The organism is uncultured Roseibium sp. (assembly GCF_963675095.2).
Classification (GTDB): Bacteria; Pseudomonadota; Alphaproteobacteria; order Rhizobiales; family Stappiaceae; genus Roseibium.
The window spans coordinates 118,621-134,065 of the sequence record NZ_CAXXSJ010000017.1 but is presented as its reverse complement, the minus strand read 5'-3'; the positions used below and the strand labels follow the sequence as shown (position 1 = coordinate 134,065).

The 15,445-nt window shown below is 63.5% G+C and carries 13 protein-coding genes; 8 read left to right on the top strand and 5 right to left on the bottom strand.

Annotation, left to right across the window (positions count from 1 at the left end; translation table 11 throughout):
* The first annotated feature begins 4 nt into the window (after nucleotides 1-4).
* The 8 genes from ABIN98_RS07215 (at nucleotide 5) to ABIN98_RS07180 (ending at nucleotide 8,493) form a co-directional block, all read left to right on the top strand.
* The gene (locus tag ABIN98_RS07215) at nucleotides 5-1,285 is read left to right on the top strand and encodes a TRAP transporter large permease (RefSeq protein WP_346908727.1); all 1,281 of its coding nucleotides are present in this window, start codon (nucleotides 5-7) and stop codon (nucleotides 1,283-1,285) included.
* Between the two features lie 24 nt (nucleotides 1,286-1,309).
* The gene (locus tag ABIN98_RS07210; protein WP_346908725.1) at nucleotides 1,310-1,624 is read left to right on the top strand and encodes a cupin domain-containing protein; all 315 of its coding nucleotides are present in this window, start codon (nucleotides 1,310-1,312) and stop codon (nucleotides 1,622-1,624) included.
* A 26-nt stretch (nucleotides 1,625-1,650) separates the two neighbouring features.
* Nucleotides 1,651-2,475: a 5-dehydro-4-deoxy-D-glucuronate isomerase gene (gene kduI, locus ABIN98_RS07205; RefSeq protein WP_346908723.1), complete on the top strand. Its 825-nt coding sequence runs from the start codon at nucleotides 1,651-1,653 to the stop codon at nucleotides 2,473-2,475.
* A complete protein-coding gene (gene kduD, locus ABIN98_RS07200) occupies nucleotides 2,472-3,200 on the top strand; it encodes a 2-dehydro-3-deoxy-D-gluconate 5-dehydrogenase KduD (protein ID WP_346908721.1) in 729 nt (242 codons plus the stop codon). Before kduI ends, kduD begins: the two co-directional genes overlap by 4 nt.
* The gene (locus ABIN98_RS07195) at nucleotides 3,190-4,647 is read left to right on the top strand and encodes a mannitol dehydrogenase family protein (RefSeq protein ID WP_346908719.1); all 1,458 of its coding nucleotides are present in this window, start codon (nucleotides 3,190-3,192) and stop codon (nucleotides 4,645-4,647) included. The genes kduD and ABIN98_RS07195 overlap by 11 nt, the downstream gene beginning before the upstream one ends.
* Nucleotides 4,644-5,825: a mannonate dehydratase gene (gene uxuA / locus ABIN98_RS07190; protein ID WP_346908717.1), complete on the top strand. Its 1,182-nt coding sequence runs from the start codon at nucleotides 4,644-4,646 to the stop codon at nucleotides 5,823-5,825. Before ABIN98_RS07195 ends, uxuA begins: the two co-directional genes overlap by 4 nt.
* The gene (locus ABIN98_RS07185) at nucleotides 5,825-7,354 is read left to right on the top strand and encodes an altronate dehydratase family protein (RefSeq protein WP_346908715.1); all 1,530 of its coding nucleotides are present in this window, start codon (nucleotides 5,825-5,827) and stop codon (nucleotides 7,352-7,354) included. The genes uxuA and ABIN98_RS07185 overlap by 1 nt, the downstream gene beginning before the upstream one ends.
* 203 nt (nucleotides 7,355-7,557) lie before the next feature.
* Entirely contained in the window at nucleotides 7,558-8,493 is a 936-nt protein-coding gene (locus ABIN98_RS07180) for a DMT family transporter (RefSeq protein WP_346908713.1), read from the top strand.
* A 4-nt stretch (nucleotides 8,494-8,497) separates the two neighbouring features.
* Here ABIN98_RS07180 and ABIN98_RS07175 read toward each other — a convergent pair whose 3' ends face one another.
* The 5 genes from ABIN98_RS07175 to ABIN98_RS07155 all read right to left on the bottom strand — a co-directional run bounded on the left by ABIN98_RS07175 (nucleotide 8,498) and on the right by ABIN98_RS07155 (nucleotide 15,436).
* On the bottom strand, nucleotides 8,498-9,421 hold the full coding sequence (locus tag ABIN98_RS07175; RefSeq protein ID WP_346908711.1) for an MBL fold metallo-hydrolase: 924 nt from the start codon (nucleotides 9,419-9,421) through the stop codon (nucleotides 8,498-8,500).
* Between the two features lie 133 nt (nucleotides 9,422-9,554).
* Nucleotides 9,555-11,174 (bottom strand): AMP-binding protein, encoded by a 1,620-nt coding sequence (locus ABIN98_RS07170; protein WP_346908709.1) that lies wholly within the window; start codon nucleotides 11,172-11,174, stop codon nucleotides 9,555-9,557.
* Nucleotides 11,175-11,283: 109 nt separating this feature from the next.
* A complete protein-coding gene (locus ABIN98_RS07165; protein WP_346908707.1) occupies nucleotides 11,284-12,930 on the bottom strand; it encodes a long-chain-fatty-acid--CoA ligase in 1,647 nt (548 codons plus the stop codon).
* A gap of 459 nt (nucleotides 12,931-13,389) precedes the next feature.
* The gene (locus ABIN98_RS07160; RefSeq protein ID WP_346908705.1) at nucleotides 13,390-13,914 is read right to left on the bottom strand and encodes an NADH-quinone oxidoreductase subunit B family protein; all 525 of its coding nucleotides are present in this window, start codon (nucleotides 13,912-13,914) and stop codon (nucleotides 13,390-13,392) included.
* A 7-nt stretch (nucleotides 13,915-13,921) separates the two neighbouring features.
* Nucleotides 13,922-15,436 (bottom strand): NADH-quinone oxidoreductase subunit C, encoded by a 1,515-nt coding sequence (locus tag ABIN98_RS07155; RefSeq protein WP_346908703.1) that lies wholly within the window; start codon nucleotides 15,434-15,436, stop codon nucleotides 13,922-13,924.
* Nucleotides 15,437-15,445 lie beyond the last annotated feature (9 nt).

Genomic DNA, 15,445 nt, shown 5'->3' with positions numbered 1-15,445 from the left:
ACCCATGGAAACCTTCGTCCTGTTCGGAACCTTCGTCTTCCTGCTCCTGATCGGCACACCCGTCGCCTTCTGCCTGGGCGTCGCGTCCTTTGCAACGGTTCTCTATATCGGCCTGCCGCCGGTGGTCGTCTTCCAGCGCCTGAATTCCGGTGTCTCCGTGTTCGCGCTGATGGCCATTCCCTTCTTCATTTTCGCCGGGGAGCTGATGGTACGCGGCGATATCGCGCGGCGCCTCGTGGCGCTTGCCGGCGCCTTGGTCGGCAACATGCGTGGCGGCCTCGGCCAGGTGAATATCGCAGCTTCCTTGCTTTTCGGCGGCATTTCCGGCTCCGCCGCTGCAGATGCGACCGCCATCGGCGGACTGATGATCCCGCAGATGGAAAAGAAGGGCTACAGCGTCGAATACGGAGTCAATATCACCGTGACCTCCGCGATCATCGCGCTGATGATCCCCCCGTCCCACAACATGATCATCTATTCGATCTCGGCCGGCGGGCGGCTTTCCATCGCCGACCTGTTCACCGCCGGTATCCTGCCCGGTTTCATTCTGGCGATTTCCCTGATGGCGACCGCCTGGTTCGTTGCCAAGAGAGCGGGCTATCCGACCGAGACGTTTCCGGGGTGGGCCATGGTCGGCGCCATGTTCATCAATGCCATACCGGGCATCCTGCTGATCGCGATCATCTTCGGTGGTGTCCGTTCGGGCGTCTTCACAGCCTCCGAAAGCTCCTGTATCGCGGCCGTCTATGCGCTGGCAGTTACCGCTATCGCCTATCGCACCATGAACTGGCACGGCTTCGTCGAGGCGACCAAGGCGGCGGTCAGGACCACGGCCATGGTGCTGCTTGTGATCGGCTGCGCGGCCTCCTTCGGCTGGCTGCTGGCGTTCCTGCGCATTCCCGCAGAACTGGTCTCCTTCCTGAAGCAGGTGTCGGACAATCCGCTGGTCATCCTGTTCATGCTCAACGTGGTCCTGCTGCTGCTCGGCACCTTCATGGACATGTCGCCGCTGATCGTGATCACCACGCCGATCTTCCTGCCCGTCGCCACCGCCTTTGGCGTCGACCCGATCCATTTCGGCGTGATCCTGGTGCTGAACCTCGGCATCGGCCTGTGCACGCCGCCGGTGGGCACGGTCCTCTTCGTCGGTTGCGCGGTCGGCCGGATATCCGTCTGGCAGGCCATCAAGACGATCTGGCCGTTCTACGGCGCAGCCGTCTTCACCCTGCTGCTGGTGACCTACGTGCCGTTCCTGTCCCTCTGGCTGCCGTCCCTGTTCCACTGAGGACGATCGAAAAGGACAAATGCGATGACCTTGAAAACCTATCCGCAAGTCGCCGCCGATCCTGGCGTTCTCCGCCAGGTCCTGAGCGAAAGCCCGGAGCTGATGGTCGTCTCCTTCCGCTTCGATCAAGGTGCCGAGGGCAAACTGCACAATCACCCCCATGTGCAATCGACCTATGTGCAGTCGGGCCGCTTCGCTTTCACCGTCGCCGGCGAGGACATTGAGGTCGGCCCGGGAGACAGCTTCGTCATTCCCTCCAACGCAATGCACGGCTGCCGCTGCCTGGAACCGGGCACCCTGATCGATACGTTCACGCCCCGGCGGGACGATTTCCTGTAACCGAACTTGAAAAAAGAGGCTCGAACATGCTGACCGTCGAAACCCGTCACGCCATCGACCCGAACAGCGCCAAGTCACTCGACACCGATGGGCTGCGCTCGCATTTTCTCGTCGATGGACTGTTCAAATCAGGCGAAATACGCCTGACCTATACCCATTACGACCGCATGATCGTCGGTGCCGCCGTTCCGGACGGTCAGGATCTCGTCCTCGACGAGGTGAAGGAATGCGGCACGAAAACCATCCTCGACCGTCGTGAGATGGCCGTCGTCAACATCGGCGAGGCCGGCACCGTCAGCGCGGGCGGCGAGACCTACAGTCTCGGCCACGGGGACGTGCTCTATCTGCCCATGGGCTCCGGCCCGGTCACTTTCTCCGGCAAGGGTCGCTATTACATTACGTCGGCCCCGGCGCACCGGGCGCTTTCAGCCCGCCTGATCCGGCTGGAAGATGCCAAGAAGATGCGCCTGGGTGCACCGGAAACGGCGAACGACCGCACCATCAACCAGTTCGTCCATCCGGAAGTCATGGAATCCTGCCAGCTCGTGCTCGGCTACACCCAATTCCACGGCGGCTCGGTCTGGAACACCATGCCCGCCCACGTGCATGACCGGCGCATGGAAGCCTATTGCTATTTCGACATGGCGCCGGACACCCGGGTCTTCCACTTCATGGGCAAGCCGGATGAAACCCGCCACATCGTCATGAAAAACGAGGAAGCGGTGGTCTCCCCGCCCTGGTCGATCCATTGCGGTGCGGGGACCGGCAGCTATACCTTCATCTGGGCCATGGCCGGCGACAATATCGACTACCGGGACATGGATATGGTTGCGATGGAGGATTTGCGTTGAACCCGTTTTCCCTGGAAGGCAAGACCGCGCTCGTTACGGGCGCCAATACCGGCATCGGCCAGGCAATAGCAATCGCACTCGGGCGTGCCGGAGCCGCGGTCATCTGTGCCGGACGCCGGTCCTGTGCAGACACCGTGAGCCAGATCCGGACCGCGAAGGAACTTGTCCTCGATCTTTCGGACCCGATGGCGGCGAAGGGCGTTTTTTCCGCGGAGCCGGTCGACATTCTGGTCAACAACGCCGGGATCATCCGCCGGGCGGATGCGGTCGACTTCACCGAAGCCGATTGGGATGCGGTCATGGATGTCAACCTGAAGGCGGCGTTCTTTACGTGCCAGGCCTTCGGCAAGGCTGTGCTGGAGCGCGGCGGTACAGGCAAGATCGTCAACATCGCCTCGGTGCTCTCCTTCCAGGGCGGCATCCGCGTACCCTCCTATACGGCTGCCAAGCACGGGCTCGCAGGCCTCACCAAGCTTCTGGCCAATGAATGGGCGGCGAAGGGCATCAATGTGAACGCCATTGCGCCGGGCTATATCGCGACCAACAACACCGAGGCCTTGCGCAACGATCCGGACCGCAACCAGGCAATCCTCGACCGCATTCCGGCGGGCCGTTGGGGCGAGCCGGACGACATCGGCGAGGCCGCCGTCTTCCTGGCTTCGCCTGCCGCGAAATACATTCACGGCACCATTCTCAATGTGGACGGAGGCTGGCTTGCCCGCTGAAGCGTTCAAAGACATGCCGCGTCTTCACCGGTCCGCAGCGCCGAAGCCGGAACCCGGCATCGTGCATCTGGGGCTCGGCGCCTTCTTCCGCGCATTCGGCGCCATCTATATCGAGGATGCAGTGAAAGCCTCCGGCGGCAACTGGGGCATCATCGGCGTCAGCCTGCGAAGCCCCGACACCCGCGACCGGCTCGCGCCCCAGGACTGGGCCTACACCTCCGTCGAACTCGGACCGGACGGTGAAAAACTGCGCCAGGTGGAAATCGTCCGCGAGGTTCTGGTCGCGCCAGAAGACCCGCAAGCGGTTCTTGACCGGATGTCCGACCCGGCGATCCGGATCGTCAGCCTCACCGTCACGGAAAAAGGCTACTGCCACGATCCGGCTACGGGTAAGCTCAATCCGAACCATCCCGACATCCTGCACGATCTGGAAAACCCCCTTCCCGTCTCCGCTCCCGGGTTTCTGGTCCGGGCTCTTCAGCGGCGGCGCGCCGCGGGCCGGCTCCCGTTTACGGTCCTTACTTGCGACAACCTCCCTGGGAACGGCATGCTGGTCCGCGGCATCGTGCTCGACTTCGCCAGAAGGCTCGATCCGGTACTCGCCGACTGGATCGAGGCGGAAGGACGGTTCCCCTCCACAATGGTCGACCGGATCACGCCGGCGACCAAGCCCGAAGACATCGACCGGCTGGCGGAAACGACCGGTGTCCTCGACGAAGCGCCTGTTCTCCATGAGCCCTTCCGCCAGTGGGTCGTGGAAGACGACTTCGTGCCCGGCTATGGCTCCGACGCACGGCCTGATCTGGCCACCTCCGGCGTGGAGATGGTTGCGGACGTCACACCTTATGAGCATATGAAGCTCAGGATGCTGAACGGCACCCATTCCTCGCTTGCCTATCTGGGGTATCTGGCCGGCCACGAAACCATCGCAGAGACGGTCGCCGACCCGGTCTTCGCCAGTTTCGTCAACCGGCTGTGGCGGGAGGAGATCATGCCCTCCTTCGCCCCGCCGGCCGGCATCGATCTCGCCGACTACGCCGCCGCCCTTTTCGAGCGCTACAGCAATCCGGCGATCCGCCATCGCACCTGGCAGATCGCCATGGATGGTAGCCAGAAGCTGCCCCAGCGCATTCTGGGAACCATTGCCGATGATCTCAAAGCCGGACGCCCCTGTCCCGGCCTGATCCTCGCAGTCGCCGCCTGGATGCGCTATGTCGGCGGCCTCGACGAGAAGGGGCAACCGATCGACGTCAGGGATCCGCTGGCGGAGCGCCTGCGGGTGCTTTCCGACGGCGCAGACATCCCGAAAGCCAAAGTGACAGCCTTGCTCTCCATCCGGGAAATCTTCGATATAGACCTGGCCGAACAGCTTGCCGGTCCGGTGACGCAGGCCTATTGCCGCCTGCTTGGGCTCGGGACCCGCAAGGCGCTGGAGACACTGGCATGAAGGAAAGCTGGCGCTGGTACGGCCCCCTGGACAGGATTGAACTGAGCGAAATCGCCCAGACCGGAGCGGGCGGCATCGTCACCGCCCTGCATGAAATCCCCTATGGGGAGGTCTGGACAAGGGAAGCAATTGCCGCGCGCAAGGCGGCTGTCACGGAAGCCGGGTTCGAATGGACCGTGGTGGAAAGCCTGCCGATCCACGAACGCATCAAGCGCAATGACGGCGACCTGTCGGCGCTTTTCGCCAATTACCGCCAGTCGATGACTAATCTGGCCGCCGAGGGCATCACCGCCATCTGCTACAACTTCATGCCGCTGCTCGACTGGACCCGAACCGACCTTGCAGCTCCGCTTGCCCGCGGCGGCACCTGCCTGCGCTTCTCGGCCACGAAGATGGCAGCCCTCGAACTCTTCATGGTGGAACGGGAGGAAGCGGCCCAGGACTATCCCGACTGCGTCCTCCAGGAGGCGAAGCGCTGGTTCGACGGCTCGTCGGAAGCGGACAGGGCGGAACTGATGCATGCGGTCATGGCGGGCCTGCCCGGTGCCTATGACCGCTACGACGTGCAGGGTCTGAAAACCGCGCTGAAGCTCTATGAGAATATCGGCCAATCGGAGCTGCGCGGCCACTTGAAGCGCTTCCTGGACGAAGTCATTCCGGCCGCGGAAGATCTCGGCATGCGGTTCTGCATTCATCCCGACGACCCGCCGCGCGATATTCTCGGCCTGCCGCGCATCGTTTCCGATGCCGATGACATCGGCTGCATCATGGAGGCGCACGACAGTCGGGCGAACGGCCTGACCCTGTGCGCGGGCTCGCTCGGCGCCAATCCGTCAAACGACGTCTCGGCCATCGCCCGCCGGTTTGCCGACCGCATTCATTTCGCGCACCTGCGGAATGTGAAAAAGGATGCGGACGGATCGTTCGAGGAAGCTGCCCACCTTGCCGGCGACACGGATATGGTGGATCTTGTCGCCGCCCTTCTGGAAGAGGAAGGCCGCCGCCGCGAAGCCGGACGCCCCGATCGGGAAATCCCCTTCCGCCCGGATCACGGCCACGAGCTTCTGGGAGACGGCGAACGCGGAACCCATCCCGGATACCCGCTGATCGGCCGCATGCGCGGACTGGCCGAGCTGCGCGGCGTGATCGCGGGCCTGTCCTACAAACGAGTTGCCTGATGAACGAAGCCCAGCCGATCACGCTTCACCCTTCCGATACCGTCGCCATCCTGCCGTCGAAAGTGGCGAAGGGCAGCGATCCGCTCGGGACTGGCAACCCGCTGCCCGTCGCGGTCGCCGGTGGCCACAAGATCGCCCGCGCGGCCCATCAGGTCGGCGACAGCGTCGTCAAATACGGCCAGATCATCGGCACGGCGACGCAGGCCATCGCCCCCGGCGATCATGTCCACACCCACAATTGCGCGTTTTCCGCCCACGATCAGGACTACCAGATCGGCGTGGACCTGGACGCGGCCCGCGCTGCTATCCCTCAAACTGCTCCCCGGACCTTCATGGGCTACCGAAGGGTGAACGGCCAGGTCGGCACCCGCAACTACATCGCCCTTTGCGCCACGGTGAACTGTTCGGCGACGGTCATCCGTCGGGCCGCGTTCGAGCTGGAGAATTCCGGCGCGCTCGAGCCATATGAGAATGTCGACGGCGTCGTCGCCTTCGCCCACGGCACCGGTTGCGGCATGGCGGCAAGCGGACGCGGTTTCGAGATGCTTCAGCGCGTGCTCTGGGGCCATGCCACCCACCCGAACGTGGGTGCCGCCGTCTTCGTTGGGCTCGGCTGCGAGACCATGCAGGTCGCCCGCATGAAGGCCGTCTACGGCGACGAACGGGCCGACCGCTTTCACGGCCTGACCATTCAGGACACCGGCGGCACCCGCGCCACCATCGAGGCGATCAAGGCCATGGTGCTGGAGCTTTTGCCGGAGGTGAACCGGATCACCCGCACCCCCTGCCCGGCCTCCGATCTCAAGGTCGCCCTGCAATGCGGCGGTTCCGACGGCTATTCCGGGATCACCGCCAATCCGGCGCTCGGCTCCGCCTCAGATCTTCTGGTCTCCCTCGGCGGCACAGCGATCTTGGCCGAAACGCCGGAAATCTACGGCGCGGAACAGCTGCTCCTGCGCCGGGCCGTCAACGATGACGTCGCGCAGAAGCTGATCGGCCAGATCCGCTGGTGGGAACGCTATACGGAAATGAACGACGGCAGCATGGACAACAACCCGAGCCCCGGCAACAAGGCCGGCGGGTTGACCACCATCCTGGAAAAGTCGCTGGGGGCAGCCGCCAAGGGCGGCGCGACGCCGCTTGCCGCCGTCTACGACTATGCCGAACAGGTGAGCGCGCCCGGCTTCGTTTTCATGGACACGCCGGGCTACGACCCGGTCTCCGTCACCGGCCAGATCGCCGGCGGAGCACAGGTAACCGTCTTTACCACCGGCCGCGGCTCCGCCTTCGGCTCCAAGCCCGCCCCGACGCTTAAGCTCGCCACTAACGAGGCCCTCTTCAACGCCATGCCCGACGACATGGACATCAACTGCGGCGATATTCTCACCAGGGGCGTGCCCGTTGCCGACAAGGGCGCCGAAATCCTCGACCGACTCCTTGCGCTCGCCTCGGGCGAGAAAAGCAAATCGGAACTGCTTGGCCTCGGCGACCACGAATTCGTCCCCTGGCAGGTCGGCGCGGTGATGTGAGCGGCGGAGTTGTTCTGACGGGCTGAGTTTGGGCGATGGGCCTCCAAACGTATCCCCACCAACCGTACCGTTTCCGCCGTTCCGCGCCTGTACAAATTTCCTGATCGCCGATAAGCAGACGAAAAGCCTCCCAGGCATCCCCTTTCCCGCGCCGGCGCCTTTATTGCCCCGGCGGCGGACGGAAATCCGGAGATAGAGACGGAATGAACGGCAACACCTCCGCCGACTGGAAGCCCTATGTCGCCCTGCTTTTCATGCCGCTGTTCTTTACCTCCAACCTGATCTTCGGCCGGGCGGCAACCTCTGCCGTAGAACCCTGGACGCTGGCCTTTCTGCGCTGGAGCTTCGCCTTCCTTCTGCTTCTGCCCTTTACCGGCATGGACATCCGGCGCCATGCAAAGCTGCTCAAGGCGCACTGGAAGACCGTGACCCTGCTCGGGCTGCTCGGCATGTGGATCTGCGGTGCGCTGGTCTACTACGCCCTACACTTCACCACGGCGACCAACGCGACGCTGATCTACACCTCGTCGCCGATCCTGATCCTGCTGATGGAATGGATCTTCCGTGGTCGGCGCATGGGGCTTCGCGAAAGCATCGGGGTCTGCTTCGCCATGGCCGGCGTCGTGCTGATCATCGTCAAGGGCAGCCTGGCGGTGCTCCTGGGACTGTCCTTCAACGCGGGCGACCTGATCATCGGCTTCTGCGCCCTGAGCTGGGCGGGCTATTCGGTGCTGCTGAAGCGCAGCGTCTTCGCGGAGGTTCCAACCCTCACCCTGTTTGCTGTCGTTGCCGGTGCCGGCGCCCTCACCCTGTTTCCCTTCATGGTCTGGGAAGTCGTCGCCCGGGAGACCTTTCCGACGAGCTTCGAGGCCTGGCGGTCGATCGCCGGCATCGTGATCTTCGCCTCGCTGGCCGCCTTCTCTCTGTTCCAGTACGGCATCAAGACCGTCGGCCCGTCTATGACGGGCCTGTTTATGTACCTGCTGCCGCCCTATGGCGTTCTGATGGCCGTGGTCTTTTTAGGCGAAGACCTCCAGCCTTATCATTTCGCGGGTTTCGTGCTGGTCATGGGCGGCCTGATCTTGGCGACGGCGCCGATCGATCTCCTGCGCCGCCTCAAGACACGGATTACGGGCTAGGCCGCTATTCCCATTCCATTTCGGTGAACACCTTCTGGGCGTTGCGCTTGGCGAGGGTGTCGAAATTCTCCAGGTTGGAAAAGGCCGACTGGTCGACATCGACCGAGCCGATGATATCACCGCCGTCCTCGATATGGGCGCGGATCCTGTCGCGCAGGTTGGCGAGATAATCATAGGTATCGGCTTTTGCTTTCGCGAGCGTCGTCGGATCGCCGTGGCCAGGGATGACATGTTCCGGATCCAGGGCTTCAATGGCTTCGAAGGAGGCCATCCAGCCGGCCGAGTTCGACACTTCCAGCACGCCGAGCAGGCGTTCGGTGAAGACGATATCGCCGGCAAAGGCGACCTTGTCGTCCGGCAGCCAGACGAAGCTATCGCCGGGCGTATGCGCTGCATCGGTATAAAAGATCCGGATTTCCCGGCCACCGACCTGGAGGGCCAGGTCCTCGTCGAAGGTCTCCGACGCATAGACGGGTTCCGTGCCTTTCAGGCTGTCGCCGATCAATTGCGACAGCATGGTCTGCTCCATGGAAGCCCGCGCCTTCTGGTCCCCGACGGCTGCTTCGGAGGCGATCAGGCGGGCGCCGTGGGCAGCCCAGTAGCTGTTGCCGAGCCAGCGGTGGTCCTGGCCTCCGGTGTTGATCACCACCTTCACCGGCTGATCGGTGAGGGCTTCGATCGCCGCCTCGATTTCCTCCGCGCCCTTGTAGCTGCCGCCGGCATCCACAAGCACGACCCCGTCCTGGGTGACGATCACGCCGAAGGTGGCGTTGTTGGCGAAATTCTCCGGCGAGCGCTGGCCCTTGTCGCCCACCAGCGCGTAGACCGTGTCAGTTACCTTGACCGTTTTCAGTTCGGCCAGAGCCGGACCCGACACAACGAGAAATATCGCGCCGGCAGCAGCGCGAAACAACGTGGATAGCTTCATTGCGGGCTTTCCTCCTCCCAACTTTCATTAATTTGAAAGTCGTCTCTGGAGGCCGCCCGGTCAATCCGGGCAGACAATCCGCCGCATAAGGACAATCCCGGACCTTGTCTGCCTTAACGGTTTGGCCAGCCCGTCAGGCGTCCTCTTTCTGCATCTCCAGAGCCTGCTGGCGCAGGGCGAACTTCTGGACTTTGCCGGTGGCCGTTCGCGGCAGGTCCATGAAGATGATCCGGCGCGGTTGCTTGAATCCGGCCATGTGGTTCCGGCAGAAGGCGATGATGTCCTCCTCAGTCGGGTCATCTCCGTCCGCTTCGTTCAGCTGAATAAAGGCCCATGGCGTCTCGCCCCATTTGGGATGGGGCGCCGCCACCACGGCTGCCAACAGCACGCGCGGATGACGGTGCAGGACGCTTTCCACCTCCAGGCTGGAGACGTTCTCGCCGCCAGTGATGATGATATCCTTGGCCCGGTCGCGGATTTCCATGGCCCCGTCCGGATGAACAACGGCCAGATCGCCCGTGTGAAACATGCCGCCCTCGAAGGCGATCGAGGTCGCCAACGGATCGGCGTGATAGCCGCCCATGATCGACGGTCCGGCGAGCATGATCTCGCCCATGTCGATCCCGTCCCATCTAACCGGTGTGCCGTCTGAGCGCTGGACCTCAACACGAATGCCGGACGGCAGACCGTGCCCCTGGCGCGCGGAAAAGGCCGCCCGGACAGCCGCCGTTTCCTGTTCGATCACCGGGTCGGGCAGCATGCCCGTCGCCGGCCCGTAGCTCTCCGTCAGGCCGTAGAGATGAACGAGGCTGAAGCCGAGCGCATCCATGCGCTCGATCAGCGCCGAGGTCGGCGCCGCCCCGCCGGTGGCGACATGAACCGGGTGTTCCGGGCGGAAATCGCCCTGTTTCTCAAGCCGTTCCAGCATCATGTAGAGCACGACCGGGGCACAGGCCATGTTGGTGACTTTGAATTCCTTGAGGGCCGCCACGATTTCGGCCGGATCGACGCCTTCCAGGCAGACATGGGCTCCGCCCGCCGCGGTTACCGCCCAGGTGTGGCTCCAGCCGTTGCAATGGAACATCGGTAGGGTCCAGAGATAGGTCACCGTGCTGTTGAAGTTGAGCGCGAGGGTGTTGTTGAGCGCGTTGATATAGGCGCCGCGGTGGTGATAGATCACGCCCTTCGGCGACCCTGTCGTCCCGGACGTGTAGTTGATCGCAATCGGCTGCCACTCGCTCTTCACCCGGTCCATGAACGGCCAGTCGGCGACCTTCCCCTTCCCGTCCAGCAGATCCAGGGCCTCGCCCGGCCCCTCCTCGCCTTCCGGACGCAGGCAATAGAGCGGAACGTCGCCACAGGCTTCTGCGACAAGGTCGACGCAGGCCTTGTCGGAGATAACCACCTGCGCGCTGCAGTGATCGAGAATGTAGCGCACCGTCTCCACATCGAGGCGTGTGTTGATCGTGTTGAGCACCGCGCCCAGCATGGGCACGGCGAAATGGGCGGCAAGCATTTCCGGACGGTTGGCGGACACGATCGAGACCGTATCGCCCGGCCCGATGCCGCGCTCTTCCAGGGCGCCTGCCATGCGCCGGACCAGATCGCCGAATTCCCGATAGGTCCAGCGGCGCTCACCGTGAGCCACGGCGAGCTTGTCCGCGTAGACAATGATCGACCGGTCCAACAGTGACAGCGGCGACAGCGGCACGCCATTGGCCGCATTCGGCTCGACTGTGGACGGTAAACGCATGAGAAAACTCCTGTTTGGGACAAAATCAACGGGGCGCGCATGTCGGAAAACGACCGGCCCGAAGGCCGGCCGAAGCACCTCTACAGGGTAGGAAGCCGAGCCGCTTCGATCAACCTGCCTCGGGCAATGAATGGTCGGCGTAGATCTGCCTTAACGTCAGTTTCGATACCTTGCCGGTTGCCGTGAGCGGCAGCGTGTCGACGAAGATCACGTCATCAGGGACCTGCCATTTGGCGAGCCCCTTGGCCAAATGGGCCAGGATCTCCTCCTTGTCCGGAGTAGCCCCTTCGGCGGGCACGACGATCAGCAGCGGCCGCTCGTCCCATTTCGGATGGGGCACGGCAATCACCGCGCAATTGGCCACGTCCGGATGGGCAATCGCCATGTTTTCCAGATCGATGGAACTGATCCACTCCCCGCCCGACTTTATCAGGTCCTTGGACCGGTCGGTGATGGTCAGGAACCCGTCCGGACTGATGGACGCGACATCGCCGGTGCGGAACCAGCCTTCCGCGTCGAAGGCGGCTTCCGAAGCCTCCTGGTTGTTGAAATAGCCGGAGACGACCGTGTTGCCGCGCACGAAGAGTTCCCCGGTCGCCACCCCGTCATGGGGTTGGCGCTCGCCGTTCGCGTCCACAATCTTCAGGTCGACGCCGAAGGTACGCCGCCCCTGCGTCGATTTCAGGTCGATTTGCTTTTCCTTCGGCAGGTCGGTCAGCGGCGGGGCCAGAGAGCCCTGCGTGCCGATCGGGCTCATCTCGGTCATGCCCCAGGCATGGCAGACGGAAACGTTCAGGTCCTCGAACGCCTCGATCATGCTGCGCGGGGCGGCAGAGCCGCCGATGATCACCTCGCCGAAGCCTTCGGGAACACGGCCGTGCTTGCGGATCTCGCCGAGCAGACCGAGCCAGACCGTGGGCACGCCCCAGGCGGAGAACACCTTCTGCTCGTCCATCAGTTTGTAGAGGCTCGCTCCATCCAGATGCGGCCCGGGAAACACGATCGACGCGCCGGTAAGCGGGGCCGCGTAAGGCAACCCCCAGGCATTGACGTGGAACAGAGGTACGACGGGCAGGATCCGCCGGCCCGGTTGCAGGCATGCCCGGAACGACACAGCCGCCATCAGAGCATGCATCACCGTGGAGCGATGCGAGTAGAGCGCCCCCTTGGGATGGCCCGTCGTGCCGGAGGTGTAGCAGAGGCTCGACGCGGTCTCCTCGGGAAACTCCGGCCATTCGTAGCCTCCGGTTTCAGGCTCCACCAGTTCCTCGTAACAGAGTGCACCGGGCAGCTTCGTCTCGGGCATATGCGCCCGGTCGGTCATGATGATGAACCGCAGGTCCTTGGGCAGATGATCCAGGATCGCCTCGACCAGAGGCACGAAGGTCAGGTCGAGGCAGAGGATCCGGTCTTCCGCATGGGAGACGATGTAGCTCATCTGCTCCACGGAAAGCCGCGGATTGATCGTGTGACAAACGGCGCCGATGCCGGAAATCCCATAATAAAGCTCGAAATGGCGGTAGCCGTTCCAGCCCAGGGTCGCAATGCGCTGCCCCGGTGTCACGCCCAAGCGCAACAATGCCTGCGCCAGCTTGCGCGCACGCAGGGCAGCATCCTTATAAGTATACCGATGAATGCCCCCTTCGACCGTGGCTGAAACGATCTCCGCGCTGCCGTGCACATCCTCCGCAAACGTCAGGATATCGGCGATCCTGAGCGGACGGTTCATCATCATGCCATGCATGTTCTGTCTCACTCCCTGCCGCCCGCACAAAGTCATGACACCTGCGCGTCCTCCGGCGGCTGTTCCTCCTCATTCGTGCCGCCTTCGGCTCTCTCGGGAGCCTGTGGTTCCACCAGGACGGCAGTTGCATAGTGCCAATGCTTCGCGCATTCCTGCAAGGGCTTCGTGTAGAAACATCAACGGGATAGGAACGACGCGAGATCCACGCAAGGCGTGGCTCTGGCTCCTGCCCAAATTTCGCGGCCAAATTTGCGCAACTTCCTAGGCAAGGCGCCGGTCCACACCAAGACCGTTACCCCGGCCTTGAGCCGGGGCCTTCTCATTTCCAGAGCTATGGCATCGGCTTGCCGAACTTGCGGCTGCGACGGAACCAATCCGACTTCTTTACTCCGCGGACCCGCGAGCGGGTCCCGGATCTCCGCTGTGCTTCGTCCGGGATGACGGCTTTCGTTTGTGGAAACGCCATGCCTGTCAGGACGCCACCTTGCCGCCCTGAAGCAGGGCCAACATGCCGGAGAGGATCTTCACCGGTGGCGGCGGGCAGCCGGGGATGTGCAGGTCAACGGGAATGACTTCCGAAACGCCACCGACCACGGCGTAGCTGCCGGCAAAGCAGCCGCCGTCGAGGGCGCAGTCGCCGACGGCGACGACCCATTTGGGCGCCGGCGTGGCGTCATAGGTCCGCTTCAGCGCCTCGCGCATGTTCTTCGTCACCGGGCCGGTCACCATCAGCACGTCCGCATGCCGGGGCGAGGCGACGAAGCGGAGGCCGAAGCGGTCGATATCGTAAAAGGCGTTGTTGAGCGCGTGAATTTCCAGCTCGCAACCGTTGCAGGAGCCCGCGTCGACCTCGCGGATCGACAGGCTGTGTCCGAGGCTCTGCCGCGCCTGCCGGCCCAGCGTCTCGGCCAGTTCGATCATCGCAGCCTCATCCGCCGTCGGCGGCGCTTCGGTCAGGGTCGGTTTGATCAGGCTTTCGAGCAGGAGCTTGCGCATTTTGAACCTACAGATCGTGACCGGAATAGGAGCAGTTGAACGACTTGTTGCACAGCGGGAAGTCGGCAATGATGTTGCCCTCGATCACCGCTTCCAGCAAAGGCCACTGGAACCAGGACGGATCGCGCAGATGGCAGCGTTCGATCAATCCGTCCTCACCGATCCCGAGCCAGACCAGAATATCCCCCCTGAAGCCTTCCACGAGAGCAAGTCCTTCGCAGGAGGTTGAAACTGCCTTTACATCAGTGAAAACAGACCCTTGCGGCAGTTCATTCAGAATCTGCTCGATTAGAGACAGGCTTTGCTCCACCTCCCGGATGCGAATCCAGACGCGGGCATCCACATCGCCCGCATCCAGCAGCGGAACTTCGAAGAACAGCCGATCATAAGGCGCGTAACCCAGTGCCTTTCGAGCGTCAAACCCCCGTCCCGAAGCCCGTCCGACGAACCCGCCGGCTCCGAAGCGCCTGGCAAGAGCGGAATCGAGCCGTCCGGTGGAAACCGTCCGGTCCTGAAGGGATGCCGTGTTGTCGTAGAGGTTGACCAGCGGCGGAAAGCGCAGGCGGATTTCATCAAGCGCGGCCCGGATCGCGGCGATCCCGTTGTCATCCAGATCGGCGGCGACCCCGCCCGGAACGATCAGGTCGCGCATGAGCCGGTGGCCGAAGGCGGCATCAGACGCGCGCAGAACCCGTTCCCGGAGCACGCCGCAATGGGCCAGCATCAGCGCAAAGGCCGCGTCGTTGCAGACCGCGCCGATATCGCCCAAATGATTGGCCAGACGCTCCAGTTCCGCCATCAGCGCCCGCAGCCAGACCGCGCGCTCCGATACGTCCACCCCCAGCGCGTCTTCGGCGGCGCGCGAAAACGCGAACCCATAGGCGACCGTGCTGTCACCGGAAGTTCTGGCGGCAAGACTGACAGCCTGTTCGAGGCTCTTGCCGGCCATCAGGCCTTCGATCCCCTTATGCACATAACCGAACCGTTCTTCGAGACGAACCACCGCCTCGCCATTGCCGGTAAAGCGGAAATGCCCCGGCTCGATGATGCCCGCATGGACCGGGTCGACCGGCACCTGATGCAATCCTTCCCCCTCGACGGGCAGGAAACCATAAGTATCCCCCTCACCCGCCTCCGCCGTGGCCGCACCAAGCGGCTGGCGCACACCCCAGCGGCCATGGTCGAGCCAGGGCCGCTCGTCGGGGCACTCGCGTGGCACAAGGCCGAACAGGTCCCGCGCCGCCCGCTCCAGCCGCTGTGCAGCCGAATGGAATTGGCCGACCGAGGGATAGCTGCCGTTCGGACAGGCAAGCGCGAGGACGGCGATCTCGTTCGTCGCCTCGTCGTGTACCGCCATTCGGATCGTATCTGTGTCGCCCCACAGGCCGAGCAGAACCGCCGTTCCGCCGCCCAGCGCCTCGGCGACCTGCGTCCATTCGGTCTCGTCGACCTGAGAACTCTGCCAGTTCCTTTCAGAACCGGTTAAGGCCGGTTTCAGGATCGAGGCCCAGAAGGCTGTCATGATCGGCTT